Source organism: Candidatus Sulfotelmatobacter sp. (genome assembly GCA_035504415.1).
Classification (GTDB): domain Bacteria; phylum Vulcanimicrobiota; class Vulcanimicrobiia; order Vulcanimicrobiales; family Vulcanimicrobiaceae; genus Vulcanimicrobium.
Genome location: DATJRY010000021.1, coordinates 43,730 through 65,663, shown reverse-complemented (window position 1 = coordinate 65,663; position 21,934 = coordinate 43,730). Strand labels below are relative to the sequence as shown.

At 69.3% G+C, this 21,934-nt stretch carries 20 protein-coding genes and 1 pseudogene; 16 read left to right on the top strand and 5 right to left on the bottom strand.

Annotation, left to right across the window (positions count from 1 at the left end; translation table 11 throughout):
- The first annotated feature begins 2 nt into the window (after positions 1-2).
- From rimO to secA, 4 genes are all read left to right on the top strand, one after another.
- Positions 3-1,397 carry a 30S ribosomal protein S12 methylthiotransferase RimO gene (rimO, locus tag VMD91_18165; GenBank protein ID HTW86001.1) on the top strand — a complete coding sequence of 465 codons (1,395 nt, stop codon included), beginning with the start codon at positions 3-5 and terminating at the stop codon, positions 1,395-1,397.
- On the top strand, positions 1,394-2,812 hold the full coding sequence (locus VMD91_18160) for an LCP family protein (GenBank protein HTW86000.1): 1,419 nt from the start codon (positions 1,394-1,396) through the stop codon (positions 2,810-2,812). Before rimO ends, VMD91_18160 begins: the two co-directional genes overlap by 4 nt.
- A 4-nt stretch (positions 2,813-2,816) precedes the next feature.
- Positions 2,817-3,647, top strand: coding sequence for a polysaccharide deacetylase family protein (locus VMD91_18155; GenBank protein HTW85999.1), 831 nt, complete (start codon positions 2,817-2,819; stop codon positions 3,645-3,647).
- Between the two features lie 80 nt (positions 3,648-3,727).
- Positions 3,728-6,418 (top strand): preprotein translocase subunit SecA, encoded by a 2,691-nt coding sequence (gene secA / locus VMD91_18150; GenBank protein ID HTW85998.1) that lies wholly within the window; start codon positions 3,728-3,730, stop codon positions 6,416-6,418.
- Positions 6,419-6,474: 56 nt separating this feature from the next.
- Here secA and VMD91_18145 read toward each other — a convergent pair whose 3' ends face one another.
- Positions 6,475-7,656, bottom strand: a complete 1,182-nt coding sequence (locus tag VMD91_18145; GenBank protein ID HTW85997.1) for an amidohydrolase family protein — start codon at positions 7,654-7,656, stop codon at positions 6,475-6,477.
- A gap of 130 nt (positions 7,657-7,786) precedes the next feature.
- Between VMD91_18145 and prfB the strand changes: the two are divergent.
- From prfB to VMD91_18095, 10 genes and pseudogenes are all read left to right on the top strand, one after another.
- Positions 7,787-8,842 (top strand): annotated as a pseudogene (gene prfB, locus VMD91_18140) (peptide chain release factor 2).
- Entirely contained in the window at positions 8,842-9,726 is an 885-nt protein-coding gene (locus VMD91_18135) for a glycosyltransferase family 2 protein (protein HTW85996.1), read from the top strand. The pseudogene prfB and the gene VMD91_18135 overlap by 1 nt, the downstream one beginning before the upstream one ends.
- 74 nt (positions 9,727-9,800) lie before the next feature.
- Positions 9,801-10,154 carry a heavy metal-binding domain-containing protein gene (locus VMD91_18130; GenBank protein ID HTW85995.1) on the top strand — a complete coding sequence of 118 codons (354 nt, stop codon included), beginning with the start codon at positions 9,801-9,803 and terminating at the stop codon, positions 10,152-10,154.
- Entirely contained in the window at positions 10,151-10,816 is a 666-nt protein-coding gene (locus VMD91_18125) for a uracil-DNA glycosylase (protein ID HTW85994.1), read from the top strand. Before VMD91_18130 ends, VMD91_18125 begins: the two co-directional genes overlap by 4 nt.
- A gap of 91 nt (positions 10,817-10,907) precedes the next feature.
- Positions 10,908-11,474: a fasciclin domain-containing protein gene (locus VMD91_18120; GenBank protein ID HTW85993.1), complete on the top strand. Its 567-nt coding sequence runs from the start codon at positions 10,908-10,910 to the stop codon at positions 11,472-11,474.
- A 40-nt stretch (positions 11,475-11,514) separates the two neighbouring features.
- A complete protein-coding gene (gene rlmN, locus VMD91_18115; protein HTW85992.1) occupies positions 11,515-12,615 on the top strand; it encodes a 23S rRNA (adenine(2503)-C(2))-methyltransferase RlmN in 1,101 nt (366 codons plus the stop codon).
- A 33-nt stretch (positions 12,616-12,648) separates the two neighbouring features.
- Positions 12,649-13,059 carry a hypothetical protein gene (locus VMD91_18110; GenBank protein HTW85991.1) on the top strand — a complete coding sequence of 137 codons (411 nt, stop codon included), beginning with the start codon at positions 12,649-12,651 and terminating at the stop codon, positions 13,057-13,059.
- Positions 13,060-13,214: 155 nt separating this feature from the next.
- Positions 13,215-13,691 (top strand): MmcQ/YjbR family DNA-binding protein, encoded by a 477-nt coding sequence (locus tag VMD91_18105; GenBank protein HTW85990.1) that lies wholly within the window; start codon positions 13,215-13,217, stop codon positions 13,689-13,691.
- The gene (locus tag VMD91_18100; GenBank protein HTW85989.1) at positions 13,688-14,140 is read left to right on the top strand and encodes an NUDIX domain-containing protein; all 453 of its coding nucleotides are present in this window, start codon (positions 13,688-13,690) and stop codon (positions 14,138-14,140) included. Before VMD91_18105 ends, VMD91_18100 begins: the two co-directional genes overlap by 4 nt.
- Positions 14,122-15,294: a glycosyltransferase family 2 protein gene (locus VMD91_18095; protein ID HTW85988.1), complete on the top strand. Its 1,173-nt coding sequence runs from the start codon at positions 14,122-14,124 to the stop codon at positions 15,292-15,294. Before VMD91_18100 ends, VMD91_18095 begins: the two co-directional genes overlap by 19 nt.
- Here VMD91_18095 and VMD91_18090 read toward each other — a convergent pair.
- Positions 15,291-16,130, bottom strand: coding sequence for an FkbM family methyltransferase (locus tag VMD91_18090; protein ID HTW85987.1), 840 nt, complete (start codon positions 16,128-16,130; stop codon positions 15,291-15,293). The two genes, VMD91_18095 and VMD91_18090, sit on opposite strands and share 4 nt — an antisense overlap.
- A 166-nt stretch (positions 16,131-16,296) precedes the next feature.
- Here VMD91_18090 and VMD91_18085 point away from each other — a divergent pair, with 166 nt between their 5' ends.
- Positions 16,297-17,646, top strand: a complete 1,350-nt coding sequence (locus tag VMD91_18085) for a glycine--tRNA ligase (GenBank protein HTW85986.1) — start codon at positions 16,297-16,299, stop codon at positions 17,644-17,646.
- Positions 17,647-17,685: 39 nt separating this feature from the next.
- Here the strand turns inward: VMD91_18085 and VMD91_18080 are convergent, their stop codons facing one another.
- The gene (locus tag VMD91_18080; GenBank protein HTW85985.1) at positions 17,686-17,886 is read right to left on the bottom strand and encodes a hypothetical protein; all 201 of its coding nucleotides are present in this window, start codon (positions 17,884-17,886) and stop codon (positions 17,686-17,688) included.
- Between the two features lie 189 nt (positions 17,887-18,075).
- Here VMD91_18080 and VMD91_18075 point away from each other — a divergent pair, with 189 nt between their 5' ends.
- Positions 18,076-20,718, top strand: coding sequence for an EAL domain-containing protein (locus tag VMD91_18075; GenBank protein ID HTW85984.1), 2,643 nt, complete (start codon positions 18,076-18,078; stop codon positions 20,716-20,718).
- Between the two features lie 3 nt (positions 20,719-20,721).
- Here the strand turns inward: VMD91_18075 and VMD91_18070 are convergent, their stop codons facing one another.
- Both VMD91_18070 and VMD91_18065 read right to left on the bottom strand, forming a co-directional pair.
- Positions 20,722-21,588: a UxaA family hydrolase gene (locus tag VMD91_18070; protein ID HTW85983.1), complete on the bottom strand. Its 867-nt coding sequence runs from the start codon at positions 21,586-21,588 to the stop codon at positions 20,722-20,724.
- Entirely contained in the window at positions 21,585-21,890 is a 306-nt protein-coding gene (locus VMD91_18065; GenBank protein HTW85982.1) for a UxaA family hydrolase, read from the bottom strand. Before VMD91_18065 ends, VMD91_18070 begins: the two co-directional genes overlap by 4 nt.
- Positions 21,891-21,934: the final 44 nt, after the last annotated feature.

Here is a 21,934-nt window from a genome sequence, read left to right as displayed (position 1 = left end):
GCGTGAGCGCTCTCGCAGAGAAGACCCCCACCGTTTCGTTCGTGTCGCTGGGCTGCGCGAAGAACCTCGTCGATTCCGAGGTGATGATCGCGAAGCTCGGTGCCGCCGGGTGGTCGCTCGTGCCCGACGCCGACGAGGCGGACGCGGTCGTCATCAACACCTGCGCGTTCATCGACCCGGCCAAGGCCGAGTCGACCGAGACGATCCTCGAGCACGCCGAGCGCAAACGCGCCGGGCAGCAGCTGATCGTCGCCGGCTGTCTCTCGCAGCGCTTCGGGGACGAGCTGCAATCGCTGATCCCCGAGATCGACGGCGTCATCGGAACCGGCGCGTACGCTTCGATCGTCGACCTGCTCGACGACGCGCGCGCCGGGCGCAAACCGGTGCGGCTGGGCTTCGAAGCCGAGCCCGAGCACGACTTTCTGCCGCGCCTGATCACCACGCCCTCGGCGACCGCGTACCTGAAGATCGCCGAAGGCTGCGATCACCCGTGCACGTTCTGCATCATCCCGCAGCTGCGCGGCGGCTTCCGCTCGCGCAGCGAGGAGTCGATCCTGGCCGAGGCGCGCGCGCTGGCGGCCAGCGGCACCAAAGAGCTGATCCTCATCGCGCAGGACACCTCGATGTGGGGCCGCGACCGCGGCTGGCGCCGCGGCGGCTTGGCGCACCTGCTGCACCGGCTGCACGAGATCGACGGGCTGGTCTGGATTCGCCTGCTGTACCTCTACCCGGCGACCGTCGACAGCGAGCTGATCGACGCGATGGCGTCGCTGCCGAAGGTCTGCACCTACATGGACATGCCGCTGCAGCACGTCAGCCCGGCCGTGCTGCGCGGGATGCTGCGGCCCGCGAACGGCGAGCGATACCTCGAGATCGTCGAGGACTTCCGCCGGCGCGTCCCCGGCATCACGATGCGCTCGACGTTCATCGTCGGCTTCCCCGGCGAGACCGAGGAGCACGTCGCCGAGCTGGAGTCGTGGATCGAGCGCGCCGCGCTCGACCGGGTCGGGTTCTTCACGTATTCACGCGAGGACGGAACGCCGGGCGCGCAGCTCGGCGGTCAGGTCGCCGAGCGCGAGAAGCGGCGCCGGCTGCTGCGCCTGCGTGACGCGCAGCGTCGCGCCTCGGAGCGCGCGCGCGCCGCGCGGCTGGGTCAGGTCGTGCCGGTGCTGGTCGAAGAGCGGCGCACGCTGCGCCGCACCGATCCGCTGGCGGTCGGGCTGCGCACGCAGTCGGTGCTGGTCGGCCGTTCGATGGGCGAGGCGCCCGGGGTCGACGGCGTGATCGCGTTCGCCGGCGAGGCGGAGCCGGGGACCTTCGTCGACGTGCGCCTGGACGGCAACACCGCCTTCGACTTCTACGGGACGCTCGTGCCGGCGGCGGTCGCCGCGCGGTGAGCAAGTACTTGATCGCCGATCCGCCGCCGCCGGCGCCCCCCGGCGGGCCGCGGCGGCGTTCGCAGCCTCCTTCGGGCGGCGGCGGCGTGCGCCACTTCATGCAGTACCTGGCCGGCGCGCTGCTGATCCTGATCGGCGTCGCGTTCGGCGCGATCGCGCTGCGCATGCTGCAAACCCATCGCAGCTTTTCCGACGCCGCGATCAGTTATTTCGTCGCCACCCCGCAAGAGGCGTTCGGCAAGGATCGCATCTACGTGATGATCCTGGGCATCGACTACGACTACACGCTCACCGATCAGCCGTTCTCGTCGCACTCGCGCAGCGACACGATCATGGTCGCCGGGATGGACTTCCCCTCGCGTACCGTCAAGGTGTTCTCCGTTCTGCGCGATACCGGCGTCCTGCTCAACGGGCACCTGGCGAAGATCAACGGCGCGTACTCGGACGGCGGCGCCAAGGAAGCCGATCAGGTGATCGGGAGTTTCCTGGGGATGCCGACGCTGCCCAACGGCCGCCACTTCGACAAGTACGTCGTCATCAACACGGCCGGCCTCAAGGACGTGGTCGACGCGATCGGCGGAATCGACGTGCCGGTGACCGAGACGATGAACTACGACGACAGCTGGGGGCATCTGCACATCCACTTCAAGCCGGGCGTGTACCACATGAACGGGTATCAGGCGCAGGCCTACAGCCGCTTCCGGCACGACGCGTGCAGCGATCCGTGCCGCACCAAACGGCAGCAGCAAGTCATCCGGATCATCTTGGCCAAGCTGCAGGCGAACAAGTTCAACGACATCGCGCACATCCCGGAGCTGATCGGCGTGATGAACCGCAACATCAAGACCGACCTGACCTTCGATCAGGAGAAGTCGCTGGCGGTCGCGTTCAAGGACGTCAAGCCGGCGCAGCTGCTCAGCAAAATGGATACCATCGGCTACACCGGCACGCAGATGACGCGCGACGGCGAAGTGCTCATCCCCGACGAGGCGCAGAAGGCGCGCTTCGTGGCCGACCTGCTGGGCGTGTACGGGACGCCGCCGTCGCCGCCGCCCAGCGCGCTGGCCGCGGTGAAGCCGGTCGGCATCCACGTGGTCGTCGAGAACGGCAGCGGCGTCAAGGGGCTGGCCGGCGCGGTCGCGGCCAAGCTGCGCAAGGCCGGCTACACGGTCGACTCGGTCGGAAACGCCGACGCCTTCACCTACGACACGACCCAGATCCGCCCGGCGACCACCGTGCCGCTGGTGGGCGAGCGGGTGCGCCAGGACCTCGGTCTGCCGGCCGCGGTCGTCTCGCCGGCAACCGACGCGACGCCGGGGCCGCACCCGGTCGTGACGGTGATCGCCGGTCAGGACCTGGCGGCCGCGCTGAGCGCGGCGACGGCCGTCGCGACCCCGTCGACCCCACGGCCGTAGGCCGATGAACCGCCGGATGGTGCTGGCCGGGGCGGCGCTGCTCGTGCTGGCGCTGTGCGCGTACGCGGGCCGGCGCCTGTGGATCAAGAGCGACGATCTGCTCAGCCCGGCCGTCATCCTCCGCGACGCCGACGCGGCGGCGCTGGTGCGGCCGTCGCTGGGCGCGCGCCTGGCGGCGCTGCGGGGCGGTGCCCGCGCGGCCGCGGCCGACCGGCCGAAGCTGGTCGCCCTGACCTTCGACGACGGGCCCTACCCGATCCAGACGCCGCTCTTGCTGCAGACGCTGCACGACCTCGGCGTGCCGGCGACGTTCTTCCTGATCGGGCGGGACGCGCAGCAGTTCCCCGACCTGGCGCGGGAGATCGCGGCGGCCGGCGGCGAGATCGGCGACCACACCCTGACCCACCCCGACCTCGACAAGCTGGACCCGGCCCAGGTGACGGCCGAGCTGCGCGGCGGAGCGGCGATGCTGGAGGCGATCGCCCCCCAGGCGACCGAGACGCGCTTCTTCCGTCCGCCCCACGGGCGCTACACCCTGGCGACCATCCGGGCCGCGCAGGCCGCGGGCTTCGACACGATCTTGTGGAACGACGATCCCGGCGATTGGCGTGCCGTCGGCGCCCCGACGCTCCTGGACCACCTGCTGCACCACGCGACGGCGCCCGAGATCGTGCTCCTCCACAGTGGCCGGACGGCCACGGTCGCGATCCTGCCCGAGCTGGTGGACCGTTTCCGCCGCGCGGGGTACACCTTCGTCACGGTCGGGACGTTGCTGGAGCGGGCCGGCCCGGGGGAGCTGAACACCCCCGCCAAGATCGCGCTCGCGGCCGAGTAACCTCGAGCGCCGGTCCGAGTACCCTTTCCGGGTCGTTCCGATGAGGAACCGATCCACGCGCAGAATGAGTTGTATCCCGTATGGCCTTCCTCAAGACCCTGTTCGACGCTAACGAGCGCGAGCTCGTGCGGCTGCGCCGCACCGTCGAACGCGTCAACGCGCTCGAACCGTCCATCGCGTCCCTCTCGGATGACGAGCTGACCGGGAAGACCGCCGAGTTCAAGCAGCGTCTCGAAAACGGCGAGACGCTCGACCAGCTGTTGCCCGAAGCGTTCGCCGTCGTCCGGGAGACCGGTAAGCGCGTCCTGGGGATGCGGCACTTCGACGTGCAGATCATGGGCGGTCAGGCGCTGCACGAAGGCAACGTCGCCGAGATGCGGACCGGCGAAGGCAAGACGCTGGTCGCGACGCTGCCGGTCTACCTCAACGCGCTGACCGGCAAAGGCGTCCACGTCGTCACCGTCAACGACTACTTGGCCAAGCGCGACGCCGAGTGGATGGGCCCCATCTATACGGCGCTGGGGATGACCGTCGGGGTCATCCAGCACGACCTCGACCACGCCACCCGCAAGGCCGCGTACGATTCGGACATCACCTACGTCACCAACAACGAGGTCGGGTTCGACTACCTGCGCGACAACATGGCCTGGGCGCTCGACCAGATGGTGCAGCGCCACCTCAACTTCGCGATCGTCGACGAAGTCGACTCGATCCTGATCGACGAGGCGCGCACGCCGCTCATCATCAGCGGTCAAGGTCACGACGCGACCGAGCTGTACGGCCAGTTCGCCAAGATCATCCCGCGCCTGGTCAAGGACGAGGACTTCACCGTCGACCAGAAGTCGCACGCGGTGCCCATCACCGAGAAGGGCGTCGCCAAGGTCGAGAAGATGCTCGGCATCTCCAACCTCTACGACCAGCGCAACCTCGAGCTCACCCACCAGCTCAACGCGGCGCTCAAGGCCTGGCACCTGTTCCACAAGGACCAGCAGTACATCGTCAAGGACGGCGAGGTCGTCATCGTCGACGAGTTCACCGGCCGCCTGATGTACGGCCGGCGCTACTCCGACGGCATCCACCAGGCGATCGAAGCGAAGGAAGGGCTCAACGTCCGCAGCGAGGACCAAACGCTGGCGACGATCACCTTCCAGAACTACTTCCGCCTCTACGACAAGCTGGCCGGGATGACCGGTACCGCCAAGACCGAAGAGCGCGAGTTCCGCGAGATTTACGGGTTGAACGTCGTCGTGCTGCCGACCAACCGGGCCGTGCAGCGCAAGGACAATCAGGACATCGTCTACCGCACCGAAGAGGCGAAGTTCAACGCCGTCATCGACGACATCATCGCCGAGCACGAGAAGGGCCGCCCGGTCCTGGTCGGCACGCGCTCGATCGAGAAGTCGGAGCGGCTGGCCATGCTGCTGCGCCGGCGCGGCGTCGAGTGCAACGTCCTCAACGCGAAATATCACGAGCAGGAAGCGCAGATCATCAAGGACGCCGGTATCGCCGGCGCCGTGACGATCGCCACCAACATGGCCGGTCGCGGCGTCGACATCAAGCTCGGCGAGACCGTCCCCGAAGCGGGCGGCCTGCACATCATCGGCACCGAGCGCCACGAGTCGCGCCGGATCGACAACCAGCTGCGCGGCCGTTCCGGCCGTCAGGGCGATCCGGGGACGACCCGCTTCTACATCGCGCTCGAGGACGAGCTGATGCGGCTGTTCGGTCAAGAGCGGCTGCAGAAGATGATGGACTTCGTCAAGTTCACCGACGAGACGCCGCTCGAGTCGGGGCTGCTGGGCCGCTCGATCGAGAACGCGCAGTCGAAGGTCGAGAACCACAACTACGAGATCCGCAAGTCGGTGCTCGAGTACGACGACGTCATGAACAAGCAGCGCGAGATCATCTACGCCGAACGGCGCCGGGTGCTCGAGGGTCAGCCGCTGCGCGACTTCTTCGTCGACACGCTGCGCCGCAAGGCCGGCTACGCCGTCGACACCGGCGCACCCGAAGAAGAGCACCCCTCGGAGTGGAACCTCCAAGCGATCATCGACGAGATGGACCTGATCTTCCCCGTGAAGGATCAGATCACGGTCGACGAGCTAGAGAAGCTCGACCGTGAGGGCATGAAGGAGCGCATGTTCGCGCTCGCGCTGGCCGCGTACGAAGCGAAGGAAGCCGAGATCGGTCCCGAGCTGATGCGGATGGTCGAGTCGCAGTACATCATGCTGCCGATCATCGACCGGCTGTGGGTCGACCATCTCTACATCATGGACGCGCTCAAGAGCGGGATCGGTCTGCGCGGCTACGGCCAGAAAGACCCGCGCGTCGAGTACGAAAAAGAGGCCTACGACATCTTCGAGGACCTCAAGAACAACATCGCGGACGAAGCGATCAAGGCGGTCTTCGCGATGCGCGTCGAGATCGGTCCGCCGCCGCCCGAGGGCGGCGAGGGCGGTCCGCCTCCGGGCGACGGCTACGCGATGCCGCAGTTCGCGCCCGTGCCCAGCGGCGAGATCGCACCGCAGCCGATGGCCGCCGCGCCCGCGGCGGTGCCGGCTTCGCCGCGGATGGATCCGGCCACCGCGGAACGGCTGCTCGGCCCCGCGCCCAAGTACGAGGCGACCAACGTGCGCACCAACATCGCCGACGGCGGCGAGCCCACCAAGCCGAAACCGGCGGTCGCGGCGGGCGAGAAGGTGGGCCGCAACGACCTCTGCCCGTGCGGCAGCGGCAAGAAGTACAAGCGCTGCCACGGAGCAGCCGCGTAGGCCGATCCTCCCGTTCGCGCTGGTGTCGCGTTCTCGCGCGGCGTGCTGATCGCCGACTAAGCTCCGACTACGGCGCCGCCCTTCCAAACCCGGCGGACGCGGCGCAGCGCGCTGATATCGGCGGTCGGGTCGCCGTCGACGGCGACCAGATCGGCGGTCGCGCCTTCGCGGACGATGCCGAGGTCGTCGCGTCGCAGCACTTTCGCCGCGGTTCGCGTCGCGGCGACGAGCGCCTCGGCCGGGGTCATGCCGTGCGCGACGAGAAGCTCGAGCTCGCGGGCGTTCTGGCCGTGGGGGAAGACGCCGATGTCGCTGCCGTTGGCGATGACGACGCCGCTCTCGCGCGCGGCCTGGAACGAGCGGCGCTTCTGCTCGTAGACGGGGTCGTCGGCGGGCAGGCCGCGGTAGCGCCAGATCGCCTCGTAGGCGGCGATGGTGGGGACGTAGGCGACGTTGTGCTGCGCCAGGATCGCGAAGACTTCGTCGTCGCCGCCGTTGCCGTGCTCGACCGTCGTGACGCCGGCGCGCGCGGCGCGCACCATCCCTTCCTCGGTGTTGGCGTGCGCGGCGACGCGCAGCCCGGAGTCGCCGGCGAGGCGCACGATCAGCTCGAGGTCCTCGCGCGAGAACGACGGACGTGAGACCCCGCCGGGGCCGTGGCGCGAGTCGGCGTACACCTTGATCCAATCGGCGCCGCGCGAGATCTGTTGGCGCACGATGCGATAGATCGACTCCGGACCGTCGACCTCGTCGGCGCCTTGGTGGATGCAGCACTCGGGGATGAAGCCGCCCGGGCCGTAGAGCCCGTGCGCGACGATCGCGCGGGTGACCGCGAAGATGCGCGGGCCCGGGATCGTGCCTTCGTCGATCGCGTTGCGCAGGCCGACGTCGGCCTCGTCGGCGCCCTCGGTGCCCAGGTCGCGAATGGTGGTGAAGCCGGCGGCCAGCGTGCGCGCCAGCGCCGGCACGGCACGGGCGACGCGCAGCGCTTGCAGGTCGCGCAGCACCTGGTCGTCCCACGAGCGCTCGTCGTACGGCCGCAGCAGCACGTGCGTGTGCAGGTCGATCAGACCCGGCAGCAGCGTCGCGCCCGCCAGCGTCACGGTTTGGGCGCCATCGGGGACCGCCAGGTCGGGGCCGGCGGCGGCGATCCGCTCGCCGTCGACCAGCACGGACCAGCCGCGATGGAGCTCGGCACCGTCGAAAACGGCGTCCGGGCGGAGCAAGAACGGGGGCATGCGGGCCCGTTCGACGGCTTCGGCAGGAGGGCCCCGGCGCCGGCGGAACCCCGCTTTCCCGTGTCGGATGCCCAACTCGTCGCCATCGATCGTGCCCGCGAACGCTTGAACGCGCTCAAGGAGCGTCTTTGACGACGCCTCGAAGCGCCGCTCCGTAGCCGAGCTCGAAGCGCGCTCGCGCGCGGACGATTTTTGGAACGACCCCGACCAGGCGCGCGGGGTCATGAAGCGCATCGCCGACCTGCGCGCGGACCTGGACGCGGTCGACGCCGTCGCCGCGGCGCTCGACGACGCGGCCGAGATGCTCGAGGTGCTCGGCGACGAGGAAGGCGCGGAAGGCGAGGCCGACGCGATGATCGGGCGCGCGCAGACCGCGCTCGACGAGCTCGAGATGGCGGCCAACTTCGACCGTCCGTACGACTCGCACGGCGCGATCCTGACGATCCGCGCCGGCGCCGGCGGGACCGATGCGGCCGACTGGACGCAAATGCTCGGCCGCATGTACCTGCGCTGGGCCGAGAACCACAAGTACGAAACACACGTCGTCGAAGAAGCGCCCGGGGACGAAGCCGGATTGCGCTCGATCACCTTCATCGTGCGCGGCAAGAACGCGTACGGGATGCTCGAGTCCGAGCGTGGCGTGCACCGCCTGGTGCGCATCTCGCCGTTCGACAACCAGGGCCGCCGTCAGACCTCGTTCGCCGAAGTCGACGTCGTCCCCGAGATGGAGGAGGGCGACGCCGCCGACGTCGAGATCAAGCCCGACGAGATCAAGGTCGAGACGTTCAAAGCCAGCGGCGCCGGCGGCCAGTACGTCAACAAGACCGAGTCGGCCATCCGCATCTATCACGTGCCGACGGGCCTGGTGGTCGCCTCGCAGCAAGAGCGCTCGCAGATGCAGAACCGCGACGTCGCGCTGGGCATCCTGCGCGCGAAGCTGGTGCAGCGCGTCCGCGAGGAGCAGGAGCAGAAGCTGGCCGACATCCGCGGCGAGCGGCGCGCCAACGAGTGGGGCTCGCAGATCCGTTCGTACGTGCTGCACCCCTACCAGCTGGTGAAGGACCTGCGCACCAACGTCGAGACCGGCAGCGCCGCGCAGGTCCTCGAGGGCGACCTCGACGGTTTCATCTGGCCGTACCTGCAGAACCGCAACCGCTTCGCGCCGGTCGGGGCCGAGAGCGCCTAGTGGCCCGCATCGACGTCATCGTCGTCTGCTGGAACGACAAGGACAAGATCACGACCGCGCTCGACTCGGTGTTCGCCCTCTCCGAGGTGCGCGCCGACCCGGCCTTCGCGCAGGTCGTCGTCTCCGACAACGGCTCGACCGATGGGTCGCGCGAGTTCATCCGCGAGCGCTACGGGACCGCGGTGCGCATCGTCGAGAACGGCGCCAACCTGGGTTTCGCGGCCGCCTGCAATCGCGCGTTCGCGGTCACCGGCTCCGAGTACGTCTTCCTCTTGAATCCCGACGCGGAGCTCAAGGACGGCGCGCTGGCCGCGATCGTCGCGTTCCTCGACACGCATCCGCGCTGCGGGATCGCCGGCTCGCGCATCTACAATTACGACGGCAGCGTCCAACAGTCGGTCGGCGAGTTCGACACCTGGGCCGGCGCGTTTCTGCGGTCGAGCGCGTGGGGCGAGTTGCCGCCGTTCCGCCGTTTCGCCAACGGCGCCGGCCTGCGCGACTTCGACTACGACGCGCCGCGCCGCGTCGACTTGGCGATCGGGGCCGCGCTCGGGATCCGGCGCGCGATGATTGCCGAGATCGGGCCGTTCGACGAGCGATTCTTCCTCTACCACGAAGAGGTCGATTTCGCCAAGCGCGCCGCCGACGCGGGCTGGGAGACGTGGTTCGTCCCCGCCAGCGAAGCGGTCCACGAAGGGATGGGGAGTGCGCGCGGACAGTACAGCGTCGAACGCCGCAAGCAGCGCTCGCGCCGCGCGTACTGGGTGAAGCATCACGGGCGCGTCTGGTACTACAGCTTGGTCGGCGCGCTGGTCGGGCGCTACGCGCTCGGCCTGGGCGTGCTGGCCGGCGCGATCGCGCTGGGGCGGAGACTGCTGCGATAGTGGATTCACGTTCCGTGAATCCGTGGCGATCGGCCTGCGGCCGATCCGCCCGTCGGCGACCGGGGGTCGCCTAGGTGGCGATCGTGCCGGAAGCGGTCACGACGTTCGAGCGGGTCGACGGCTATCGCGTCGTGCGCTCCTTCGGCTACGCCTACGGGCAGGCCAGCCGGCCGCGCAACCTCTTGCGCCACACCTTTCGCAGCATCGGCGCGCTGATCGGGCTCGCGCCGATCGAATATCTCACCGACGCCGAGCGCGCCCGCGGCGAGTCGCTCGACGCGCTGTTGCACAAAGCCGAAGATCTGGGCGCCAACGGCGTCATCGGCTTGCAGTTCCAGGCCACCGAAGACCCCGACGGCGCGACCCGCGTGCTCGCGTTCGGACAAGCGGTGCTGCTCGAACCCGAGCCCGGCGGCGCGCGGCGATGAGCATCGCCGAGCGCACGCGGCGGCAGGTCGAGATCGATCGGCTGACGGCGGTGGTTGCGGCGTGCCGCAAGTGCGCGATCGGCGCGACGCGTCGCAACAGCGTCTTCGGCGAGGGCGATCCGTGCGCGGCGCTGATGGTCGTCGGCGAAGGCCCCGGCGAGACCGAGGACAAGCTGGGCCGCCCGTTCGTCGGGCGTGCCGGCGAGTTGCTCGACAAGATGCTGCTGGCGATCGGCTTGCCGCGCGAAGACGTCTTCATCTGCAATACGGTCAAGTGCCGGCCGACGATCGACGTCGGTCATCGGCTCGCCAACCGAGCGCCCACGCCCGACGAGATGCGCAACTGCCGCCCGTTTCTGGACGAGCAGATCGCGCTGATCCGGCCGCGCGTGATCCTCGCGCTGGGCGCGCCAGCCGCCAAGTCGTTCTTGGGCGAGCGTTTCTCGATCAGTCGCCAGCGCGGCCAGTGGCACGAGGGGCCGCTGGGCATCCCGATCATCGCGACCTTCCATCCCGCCTACGTTCTGCGTCAAACCGGCGGCTCGATGAACGAGGTCAAGCGGCTGGTTTGGAACGACCTCAAGCAGGTCCGCGACCGGATCGCCCGCGCCGCCGACGGGGGGCCGGAACCACCCGCCGTCCAGGACTCGCTCTTCGACTAAAAATTTAATCTTCGAGCGGAACCATTCTCTTATATTCATAGTAGAATGGGGTGCGACCGGTCGCAATCGCACTCCACCCTGGAGAGGTTCCATGCCGCTGACCCGTGCCGCCGCATGCCGTTCGATGGCGGCTGCGTTGTTCGCCCTAAGCGCCGCGCCCCTCGCGGCCGGCCGCGCCCTCGCTGACGGCCATGCTCTGGCCGTCGAGGGTCATCAAGCCAGCATCCTCGACGCCGTGAGCGCCGACCCGCAGCTGAGCACCTTCACTGCCGCCCTTCAAGCGAGCGGCCTGGCCACGACCCTGGGTGGGTCGGGGACCAGTTACACTGTCTTCGCCCCCAGCGACGAAGCCTTCCGGGCCTGGGCCGGCGGGAACGACCCCGCCGCGGCCGTCCGCGCGGCGTCGCCGGCGGCGCTGCGGGCGATGCTCCAGCACCACATCGTCGACGACGTCCTTCCGCTCGCCCTCGACCCCGGCTCGCTGGGTGAGACCTACGACGCCCAGACGGAAGCCGGTGACAAGATCCACGTGGACGTGGACAGCCGCGGGGTCGCCGTCGACGGCGTTCGCTGCGGGCGCGACCTACGCGCCGCCAACGGCGAGGTCCGCGTCATCGGAAAGGTCTTGGCCGACCCGGTGCCTGCCGCCGCCTCGTAAGCGTGGCACCCACTCCCGCGGCGTGGTACACTAGGGCGTCATGCTCTCGCCCCGGGACCTGTGGATCGCCGAGAAGGCGCGGCCCGCCGGCTATGCCGACGCGGCCGCGTTCGCGCTCGCGCACGGGCTGAAGGGTTATCGCCTCGATCAGCTCTACCGCGCCGCGACCAAGGAGCTGGTCGCCGACCTGGACGCGATCACGCCGCTGCCGAAGGAGCTGCGCGTCGCGCTGGCCGCCGAAGGCTTCGCGCTCGAGAGCGTCGCGCCGACCGTCGTACAGCGCTCGCGCGACGGGCAGACGACCAAGGCACTCTTCCGGCTCCACGACGGCAACGAAGTCGAAGCCGTGCTGATGGAGCACCACAACGACCGCACGACGGTCTGCATCTCCTCGCAGGCCGGGTGCGCGTACGCATGCGCGTTCTGCTCGACCGGTCAAGCCGGCTTCACCCGCAATCTGAGCGCGACGGAGATCTTCGACCAGGCGCGCTACTTCGCGCGCGAGCTGGCCGGCCGCGGCAAGAAGATCACCAACATCGTCTTCATGGGGATGGGCGAGCCGTTCGCCAACTACGACGCCGTCATGGACGCCGTCGCGCTGCTGCACGATCCCCACGGCTTCGGCCTGGGCCATCGGCACATCACCATTTCGACCGTCGGCCTGGTCGACAAGATCGATCGCTTCGCGACCGAGCACACGCAGGTCAATCTGGCGATCTCGCTGCACGCGCCGACCGACGCGACCCGCTCGCGCATCATGCCGGTCAACCGCAAGTTCTCGACCGACGACCTGATGGCGGCCGTCGAACGCTACATCGCCGCCACGAAGCGCAAGGTCTTCTTCGAGTACGTGATGCTGGCCGGCGTCAACGACTCCGACGACGACGCGCGCGCGCTGGCCAAGCGCATGCGCGGTCCGTTGTATCACGTCAACCTGATCCCCTACAACAGCACGCCGGACGCCGCGCTGCGTGGCACCGACGACGGCCGCATCTGGGCGTTCGCGAAGCTGCTCGAAGACGCCGGCGTCGCCGTCACGGTCCGCACTCCGATGGGCCGCGACATCGCCGCCGCCTGCGGCCAGCTGCGCGCCGACAGCCAGCCGAAGGCGCAGAAGGCCGCGGCACTTGAACCGGCTTGAGCTCCTGCCGGTTCGCTGCCGCGGGAGGATACCGTGGGATTTACCTACAGTAGCCCCGCCGCGTTCTACGATTTCGTCATCGACGGGACTTCGCTGCGCCAGCTTCTCGAGACGAACGACATCGGCGTGCTCAGTGATCGCCGGTCCGGTGCCGAGGTCGCTCGCGAGTTACTCCTCGAAAGACCGAGCGACGAGCAACTTGGCGGACGGGTCCAGATTTACGGGTGCCGCGAATGTCTCGACATTTGGTGTGGTGGGATTGCGGCCGTCGTGACGCGTCAGCGCCATTCCGTGCGCTGGGAGTGCATTGAGCGTTTTCAGGTGGATTATAGCGACAATGGCGAGGGCTTCGTAGCAGACTTCGTTTTCGTACCCATCGGTTCCGCATCGTACGAGTTCGACCTCGAGCAATACCGCACGACCCTCGCTCGGTTTCTTCGTTAGCTCGAAAAGAACGAAGCGCCGCATTCCTGCGACGCCCCGTGCGTTTCGATGTGAACCGAAGGCCTGATACACGGCCGACGGTAGCACGCCCGAACGGGCGGGACAACGCTCGGTCCCGGGTGGGCGTCGCGGTGCGGGCGGCGAACGGGCCCGGTATGGCGTCGTGGGATGACGTGCGGCGGTTGGCGCTGGCAATGCCGGGGGCGAGCGAGAAGGCGTCGTTCGGCGCTGCGTCCGCGTGGGTCGTCAACCAGAAGGGCTTCGTGTGGGTCCGGCCGCTGCGCAAGTCCGACCTGGCCGCGCTCGGCCCGGATGCGCCGACCGGCGAGATCCTCGGCGTGCGTACGCCCGATCTCGAGATGAAAGAGGTGCTGCTCGCCCGCGACCCGGACGTGTTCTTCACGACGCCACACTTCGACGGCTATCCGGCCGTCTTGTTGCAGCTCGACACGATCAGCGTAGCCGATCTCGAGGACGTCATCGTCGAGGCGTGGCTGGCGCGCGCTCCCGACAAGGTCGTCGCAGCCTACCTCGCCGGCGACACGGCGCGCGCGCCGCGGCCGAAGCCGGCGACGAAGAAGAAGGCCACCGCGAAGAAAAAGACTGCCGCGAAGAGCAAGCAGAAGCGGTGAGCGATCTGCGGCCCGACGCGGTCGGGGTCGTCGTGTTGCGTGGGGAGGGCGAGCCGACGCGCGTGCTGTTGCTGCGGCGCGGGCGCGGCGCGTTTGCCGGAGCGTGGACGATCGTGATGGGTGGTGTCGAGGTCGGTGAGGCCGCGACCGACACCGCCCGGCGTGAGGTGCGCGAAGAGACGGGGCTCGCGGTCACCGAGCTGTTTACGGCCGGCGAGCTGGACACGTTCTACGATCCGGTACGCGATCGGGTCGTCGTGGTGCCGTTCTTCGTGGCGCAGGTCGAGGCCGGTGAGGTGCGTACCGACGAAGCCCACGACGCGTACCGGTGGGTGACCTTTGCCGAAGCGGACGAACTGCTGACCTTCACCTCGCAGCGCCGGCTGCTGCCGGAAGTGCAGCGTGCGTTCGTCGCGCAGCGGCCCGAGCCGTGGCGTCTGATTCGCTGAGCGAACGCCTGCGCGTCACGCTGACGCACCTGTGCGCCCTGACCGCGGTCGCCTTCGCGTTCCGTGCCGCGGGCGCGACCAGCGGGCTGCGCCGCCTGGAACCCGTCGAGGCCGACGCCGACACGCCGATGCTCTCGATCGTCGTACCCGCCCGGAACGAGGAACGAACGATCGCGCGCTGCGTGCGCTCGCTGCTGGCGCAGCGGCTCCCGCGCTTCGAGGTGATCGTCGTCGACGACCGTTCGACCGACGCGACCGCCGCGATCCTGGACGAGTTGGCGCGCGCCGACGCGCGGCTGCGAGTCGTGCGCGGCGCTGCGCTGCCCGAGGGCTGGGTCGGCAAACCGTGGGCGCTCGTGCAAGGCGCGGCGCACGCGCGCGGCGAGTGGCTGCTCTTCACCGACGCCGACTCGTGGCATGCGCCGCAAGCGTCGGCCTCGGCGCTGCGGTTCGCGCGCGCGCACGGCGTCGACGCGCTGACGCTGGCGACCCATCAGGAGCTGGGGACGTTCGCCGAGCGCGCGATCTTGCCGACGATGCTGGGCCTGATCGTCGTGACGCTGGGCTCGGTGGCGAAGGTGAACGACCCGCGTGACGTCGCGCACGCGGCGGCGAACGGTCAGTACATCCTGGTCCGCCGCGACGCATACGACGCACTCGGCGGCCACGCGGCGCTGCACGACGCGATCGTCGAGGACATCCAGTTCGCCCGTCGCCTCAAGGCCGACGGGCGCTACCGGCTGCTGCTCGTCGCCGGCGGCGAGTTGGTGCGCGTGCGGATGTACACCTCGCTCCCCACGCTCTGGGAGGGCTTCACCAAGAGTCTCTATCTCGGTGCGGAGGGGAACCTCGGCGCGCTGGCCCTCGGCACGAGCGCGCTGCTGCTGCTCTCCGTCGTGCCGGCCGTCTCGCTCGTCGACGCGCTCGTGCGCCGGCGTGCGCCGCGCGCGCTCGAGGCCGGCTTGGTGTTGGCAGCCGGGATCGCGATGCAAGCGCGCGGTCTGCGCCGCGCCGGCTTATCGCCGGCGCTGGCTTGGTATGCGCCGCTGGGCTATGCGGCGTGCGCCGGCATCGCGCTGACCTCGACGGCGCTGATGCTCAGCGGGCGCGGCGTGACCTGGCGCGGCCGACGGTATCGCAAGGTCACCCGTTAGAACGGCGCCAGCGTCACCGGCGGCGGCGCGTGCGGGTCGACGCACTCGATCAAACCGACGCTCTGGGGACGCTCGGCGGGGATGCAGAGCACGTTGATCGTGCCGGTGTTCCCGAAGACGTTCTGCCGCTCGCCGCGGTAATTGTTCTCGCGGTAGAGCGGCACGAAGTGCCAATAGACGCGGTAGCGAGCCGCCAGCAGGCGCTCGAGAATGCCGACCGACGTGCTGCTGCGATCGTTCTCGACGAACAGGACGGGGCGGAAGCGGTCGAGGAAACCGCGCGCGCCGTCGATGACCTGCGCCTCCATCCCCTCGACGTCGATCTTGACCAGATCGACGCGCGGCAGCCACAGATACTCGTCGAGCGTCAGGACGCGCACCGGCCAGCCGCGCTCGGCCGCGGTCAGCGCGATCGCGCCGTAGTTGCCTTCGTTGCCGTATGCGTAGTCGGGCATGAGGACCTCGCCCCTCTTCGCGCCGATTGCCGCGTGCACGGGGTGAATCCAGCTCAGCCCGTTGAGCGTCGCGTTGGTCGCCAAGAATCCGTGGACGACGCGCTGCGGCTCGAAGGCGAAGATGCCGCCGGCGGGACCGACGTGCCGGGCCAGCGCGACCGCGTGCGTGCCGATGTTCGCGCCGACGTCGAACGCGATCCCGCCCTCGGGCAGCGCCATCCGCATCACGTCGAGCTCCTGCTCGCCGAACTCGCCGTAGAGCGCGATGGAGCGACCGATGTACATGTCGTTCGGGTTGTACGCCATCAGCCCGTACCGCGCCCGAACGATCGCCAGCGGCACGTCCGCTGAGGCGGTCCACGGTCCGCGCAGCTCATCCATCGCCAGGGGCCTTGGCCGCCGAGGCCCCTGCCGCCTCGGATCGCGGTCCCGGCCGTACCGATCCGGCCCTCCGGGGGCACCGTTGCGCGGTTCTCCGACGGAAGTCGCACCAAGGTTGCCGTGACGGGGACCAATCGGGCCGGGCGAGGAATCCACGCGCTTTCCCATGACCAACGTGGAGACGATGGACGAGAAGCCCCGCGTGACCATGGAAGAGATCACCGCGCTTGCGAAGCGACGCGGGTTCATCTTCCAATCCTCCGAGATCTACGGCGGCATCGGCGGCTTCTTCGACTACGGGCCGCTCGGCGCCGTCCTCAAGCGCAACGTCAAGGACGCGTGGTGGCGCGAGAACGTGCAGCTGCGCGACGACGTCGTCGCGTTCGACTCCTCGATCATCATGCACCCACGCACGTGGGAAGCGTCGGGTCACGTCGCGGCCTTCCACGACAAGCTGGTCGATTGCCGTAACTGCAAGCACCGCTTCCGCGCCGACCATCTGCCCTCGCTCGAGCGGTGCCCCGACTGCGGGATGAGCGGCACGCTGACCGAACCGCGCAACTTCAACCTGATGATGAAGACCGCCATCGGACCGATGGAGGACTCTTCGTCGATGACGTACCTGCGTCCGGAGACGGCTCAGGGCATCTTCGTCAACTTCAAGAACATCTACCAGAGCGCGCGCAAGAAGCCGCCGTTCGGAATCGCGCAGATCGGCAAGTCGTTCCGCAACGAGATCACGCCGGGCAACTTCACCTTCCGCATTCGCGAGTTCGAGCAGGCGGAACTGGAGTTCTTCGTTCCCCAGGACGGCAAGGACATGGAGTGGTTCGACTCCTGGGTGCGCGCGCGCAAGCAGTGGTACAGCGACTACGGCGTGCGCGCCGATCGCTTGCGCTTCTACGAGCTGACGCCCGAGGAGCGGCCGTTCTACGCCAAGGCCGGCATCGACGTCGAGTATCTCTTCCCGTGGGGATGGGGTGAGCTCGAGTCGATCGCGCATCGCGGGACATACGATCTCGACCGCCACATCGAGTACTCGGGCAAGGACCTGACGTTCTTCGACGAGGCGACCAAGCAGAAGTACGTTCCGATCCTGATCGAGAGCTCGGCCGGGATGGATCGCACGACCTTGACGATGCTGATCGACGCGTACGAGCGCGAGACGATCGTTGAAGGCGAGAAGCAGACGGAGCGCACGGTGCTGCGCTTCCACCCGAAGATCGCGCCGGTGCAGATCGGTGTCTTCCCGCTGGCGCGCAACAAGGCCGATCTGGTGCAGAAGGCGCAGACGATCGAAGGCGCGCTGCGGCCGTTCTTCCGCACGCAGTACGACGAGGGCAACGTCGGCCAGCTCTATCGGCGCCAGGACGAGATCGGCACGCCGTTCTGCGTGATGGTCGACTACCAGACGCTCGAGGACGGCACGATCACCGTGCGCGATCGCGACAGCATGCGCCAAGACCGTGTCGCCGCCGACGCGTTGGCCGGCTATTTGCTGGAGCGGCTGGGTTGAGGAGAAGCCGCCGGAGCAGAGCTCCGGCGGCGACTCGCTTTAGTACCAGCGGCAGACGCGGACGCGGTGGTGGTGTCGCCACGTCCAGTGGCAATGTTTGTGCGCGGCGATCGTCGTCCCGCCGAGCGGCGCAATGGCGTCGCCGACGGTATCGGCGGGCACCGCCGCCGGCACGAATGCCGCGGCGAGGACAAGGGCAAACGACGCGGCGAGGACCCGCGCCTTGCGAGCTGCGAGCATCGATGAGTTCCTTCCTGGCGAAATGCTGTGAGGACGCGATGGACCCCCGCAGTCCTATTCCCTAAGCGCAAGCTTAGGTATCGTCGCTGAACGATTCGGCAATCGTGACCTGGGCCCGGAGGACTGGCGGAGGCGGCCACCCGAACTCGGCGCACAGGGAGGCGGGCGATGGGTGTCGCCCGAGAGAGGATGACCGAGTCGTACGACCGTGCGGCGGTCGCCGGGACGACACTTCTCGTCGCGGCGGCGGTCGCCAGCATCCCGTTCGGGAGAGAGTCCCTCCCGGTGCTCGGCTCGCTCGTTCCGACGATGTTCTTTCTGGGCGCGGCCGCCCTGTTCGGCGCCGCCGCGCTGTTGTTCGTCCTCTCGATGCGCTCGCCGCGCCGCGACCAAGCGGTCCTCACCGCGCTGCTCGCCGGCGACTCGCTCTTGACGCTCATCGCCGGGCTGATCGTGCCGGCCGGTTCGTCGGGCAGCTCGATCGCCAACGTCGACATGCGGGTGGTGACCTGGCTGAACATTCCATGGGCGGTCGGCGCTGCACTGGGGGCGCTCGTGTACGCCCGCGCGCGCAACGACGAGCGCCCGTTCGAGAGCGACGACGCGCGGCGCTGGCTGGGACTATGGGTCGCGCTCGGCGTCGCGTTGGCGGCGCTCGCCGTGGCCGCGTCGCTGGCGTTCGGCGACCAGCTGCCGGACCTCACCATCGGCGCGGTGTTGCGGCGGACCGCCGTCGGCCCGATCGTCGCCGCGTTCTGCGTATTGGCGGCGGTCGTCTTGATTCGCGACCGCGTTCGCAGCGTCACCGACCTGGGCGCGCGGCTGGCGTTCGTCGCGATGACGGCCGGCTTCGTCGCCTGGACGGCCGAGGTGCAGCGCTTCGACGGCGCGTGGTACACGGCGCGCGCCTTCTGGCTGGCCTCGACCGTCGTCATCCTGGTAGCAGCGTTCCGCGAGCTGCAGCTCTCGCAGCTCACGCCGGATCTCGCGCCGGCGATCGGCGCGGCGCCGGACGACGTCGTGCGTCACGGCCGGCGCCTGGAGATGCTGTGGCGACTCGCCGGCGCGAGCGGCGAAGACGACGTCGCGTGCTTGCGCGCGATGCTCGGCGAGGCCGCGCACATGGTGCGCGAAGGCGTGCGGTTCCACGGCGTGTTGGCGCGCATCGACGACGGCGATCTGGTGGTCGAGGTCGTCACCGCGTCGGCGGTCGGGATGGACGTGCCGGCCGAAGGCACGCGCTACGCGCTCACCGATACGCTGCTGGCGGACGTGCGGCGGGCAGGCACCTCGGCCTGGTCGGACATCCGCAGCGAGCCGCGCTTCGCCCGCATCGCGCGCCTGCGCGCGCACGAGTGGCGCGCGTTCATCGCCGCGCCGTTCGAGGTTGCCGGCGTCCCCTACGTGGTCTCGTTCCTCTCGTTCGACCCGTTGCCGTCGGCGTTCACCGAGGCCGACCGCGCCTACGTCGAGCTGCTCTCCTCGCTGTGCGCGACGCGCATGCACGAGCGCGTCCAAGACGATCGGCTGCGTTACCACTCCGAGCACGACCCGATCACCGGCTTGCCCAACCGCGTGTCGTTTCGCGCGCGCGGACAGCAGTGGCTGCGCGACGGCCGGCCGCTGGCGGTCGTCGTCGCCGACGTCGACCGCTTCCGCGAGCTGAACGATACGCTCGGGCATCAAGTCGGCGACACGATCCTCACCCACGCCGGCGCGGCGCTGCGCAACGCCGCGACCGACGACGAGCTGGTCGCGCGGCTGGGCGGCGACTCGTTCGGCATTCTCGTCCCCGGCGGCGACGACCGGCTCGAGCTCGAGGCGCGGCTGCTGCGCTTCTTGGGCGCGTTCGGCACGCCCGTTCCCACCGGCGTGCGCAGTGAGGCGCACGTCGCGGTCACCGCGAGCTTCGGCGTCGCGGTCGCGCCGGCGGACGGTACCGACTTCGAGCAGCTGCTCTCGCGCGCCGACACGGCGGTCTTCGTCGCCAAGCAGTCCGGGCGCGCACGCTGGTCGTTCTTCGACTCGCGGGTCGAGACCGAGTTCGCGCTGGCGCGCGGGTTGCGCAACGAGATCGTCGAGGCGTTGGCCAACGACGAGTTCGTCCTGTACTTCCAGCCGCACGTCGAGCTGGACTCGGGGCGCGTCGCCGGCGCCGAGGCGCTGATCCGCTGGAATCACCCGGTGCGCGGCTTCCTCTTGCCGGGCGACTTCATCCCGTTCGCCGAGACGCACGGCCTGGCCGGCATGATCGGCGAGTGGGTGATGCGCGAGACGGTTCGCGTCGCGCAGCGGGTGCGCACGATCGACCCCGCCTTCCGCATCTGGTTCAATCTCTCGGCGGAGGAGCTGAGCGACCCCGCGCTGTTGGCGCGGCTGCGCCGTTTGGACGGCGATCTGACCTGCGTGGGCGTCGAGATCACCGAGACGGCCGCGATGCGCAACGTCGACCGTACCGTGTACGCGATCGACGCTCTGCGCAAAGCGGGCTTGGGGATCGCGCTCGACGACTTCGGGACCGGCTACTCCTCGCTCTCGCACTTGCGGCGGCTGCAGCTCGACCTGGTGAAGATCGATCGCTCGTTCATCGCCGGCGTCCCGTCCGACACGCACGACATCGCGATCGTCGAAGCGGTGATCTCGATCGCCGAGCGATACGGCTTCCACACCGTCGCCGAAGGCGTCGAAACGTTCCCGCAGATCGCGTTCCTGGCCGCGCAGGGCTGCACGTACGGTCAGGGGTTCATCTACGCGCGGCCGATGTCGGAGACGGCGTTCGAGACGTGGCTGGGCGACCGGCTCGTGCGGCCCGGCGCGGGCGTGGGCGCGTAGCGCTCAGAACGACGGGCCGATGCGTGCGATCGCGAAGTCGTGGAAGCCGAGGACCTCGGCGGCGGTCTGACGCCCGCCGGCCGCGGCCAGGACCCAATCGACGAGCTCCTCGCCGACCTGCTCGATCGTGCGCGTGCCCGCGGCGATCGTGCCGGCGTCGAGGTCCATGTTCTCGCGCATTCGGGCGAACATCGCGCTGTCGGTCGCGACCTTGATGACCGGCGCGATCGGCGAGCCGGTCGGCGTTCCGCGGCCGGTGGCGAAGACGACCACCTGCGCGCCGCCGGCCACCATCGCGGTCATTCGTTCGACGTCCTGACCCGGCGCGTCCATCACCCGAGCGCCGGCGGCGGCGAGCCGATCGGCGGCGTGCTCGAGCAGCGGGTCCGCCGCAACGTCTTCGACGCGGTCGCTTTCGGTCGCCAACGCCAGCTCGGAGAGCGCGCACGTCGAGCGTTCGTAGTTCGCCACCTCGGAGAGCAGCCCACGCGCGATCTCGGCGCCGCGCGCGATCGTCGCGCTGCTGTCGCCGGTCTCTTGAATCCCGATCACCTCGACTCGCTGCCCGCGTGCCGCGATCTCCGCCGCCAGCGCCTTCGACTCGTTCGACTCGCAGCCCAATCCGACGACCAGCACGGCCGCGACGTTGGGGTTGCTGGCGAAGCCGGTCATGGTGCGTTTCGTCTGCTCGAAGTCGGCGCCGACTTGCCCGCAGCCGATCGGGTGCGCGACCGTCACGAGCTCGGGCAACGCGCGGCCGATGCGGTCGACGACGTGGTTCGCGCACATGACCGACGGCAGCACCAGCACGTGGTTGCGTACGCCGACGCTGCCGTTGGGACGCCGGTAGCCCGGGAACGTCGTCGTCATGCGCTCGGCGCCGGGGCGAGATCACCACGGCCGCGCACGCCTTCGACGTTGTGGACGTGGACGTGTTCGCCGGGCACGATGGCGGCCGACGCGCGCCCGATCGGCTGACCGTACTTGTGCACGAGGTCACCCACGGCCAGCGGGCGCAACGCGATCTTATGGCCGGTCGGAATCGTCGCCAGCGGCATGATCTCCGCGTCCGGAAAGCGGACCGCGACCCCGGGCTCGAGCGAGCGCAGCGCCACTGCGACGTCGTCGTCGTCCTTGAGCCGCAGCGCGGCACCGTCGAGCGAGAGCGGCATGATGACTAGGAATCCGAACCCTGCCGCGCAACTCCTCTCGGCGT

Coding starts and splice junctions, on each gene's coding strand:
- VMD91_18080 (HTW85985.1), bottom strand. CDS start 17,886: ATGCTCGCAGCTCGCAAGGCGCGGGTCCTCGCCGCGTCGTTTGCCCTT.
- VMD91_18145 (HTW85997.1), bottom strand. CDS start 7,656: ATGCCCCCGTTCTTGCTCCGCCCGGACGCCGTTTTCGACGGTGCCGAG.
- VMD91_18105 (HTW85990.1), top strand. CDS start 13,215: ATGGCGTCGTGGGATGACGTGCGGCGGTTGGCGCTGGCAATGCCGGGG.
- VMD91_18085 (HTW85986.1), top strand. CDS start 16,297: ATGACCAACGTGGAGACGATGGACGAGAAGCCCCGCGTGACCATGGAA.
- VMD91_18120 (HTW85993.1), top strand. CDS start 10,908: ATGCCGCTGACCCGTGCCGCCGCATGCCGTTCGATGGCGGCTGCGTTG.
- VMD91_18075 (HTW85984.1), top strand. CDS start 18,076: ATGACCGAGTCGTACGACCGTGCGGCGGTCGCCGGGACGACACTTCTC.
- VMD91_18155 (HTW85999.1), top strand. CDS start 2,817: ATGAACCGCCGGATGGTGCTGGCCGGGGCGGCGCTGCTCGTGCTGGCG.
- VMD91_18070 (HTW85983.1), bottom strand. CDS start 21,588: ATGACGACGACGTTCCCGGGCTACCGGCGTCCCAACGGCAGCGTCGGC.
- secA (HTW85998.1), top strand. CDS start 3,728: ATGGCCTTCCTCAAGACCCTGTTCGACGCTAACGAGCGCGAGCTCGTG.
- VMD91_18065 (HTW85982.1), bottom strand. CDS start 21,890: ATGCCGCTCTCGCTCGACGGTGCCGCGCTGCGGCTCAAGGACGACGAC.
- VMD91_18125 (HTW85994.1), top strand. CDS start 10,151: ATGAGCATCGCCGAGCGCACGCGGCGGCAGGTCGAGATCGATCGGCTG.
- rlmN (HTW85992.1), top strand. CDS start 11,515: ATGCTCTCGCCCCGGGACCTGTGGATCGCCGAGAAGGCGCGGCCCGCC.
- VMD91_18090 (HTW85987.1), bottom strand. CDS start 16,130: ATGGATGAGCTGCGCGGACCGTGGACCGCCTCAGCGGACGTGCCGCTG.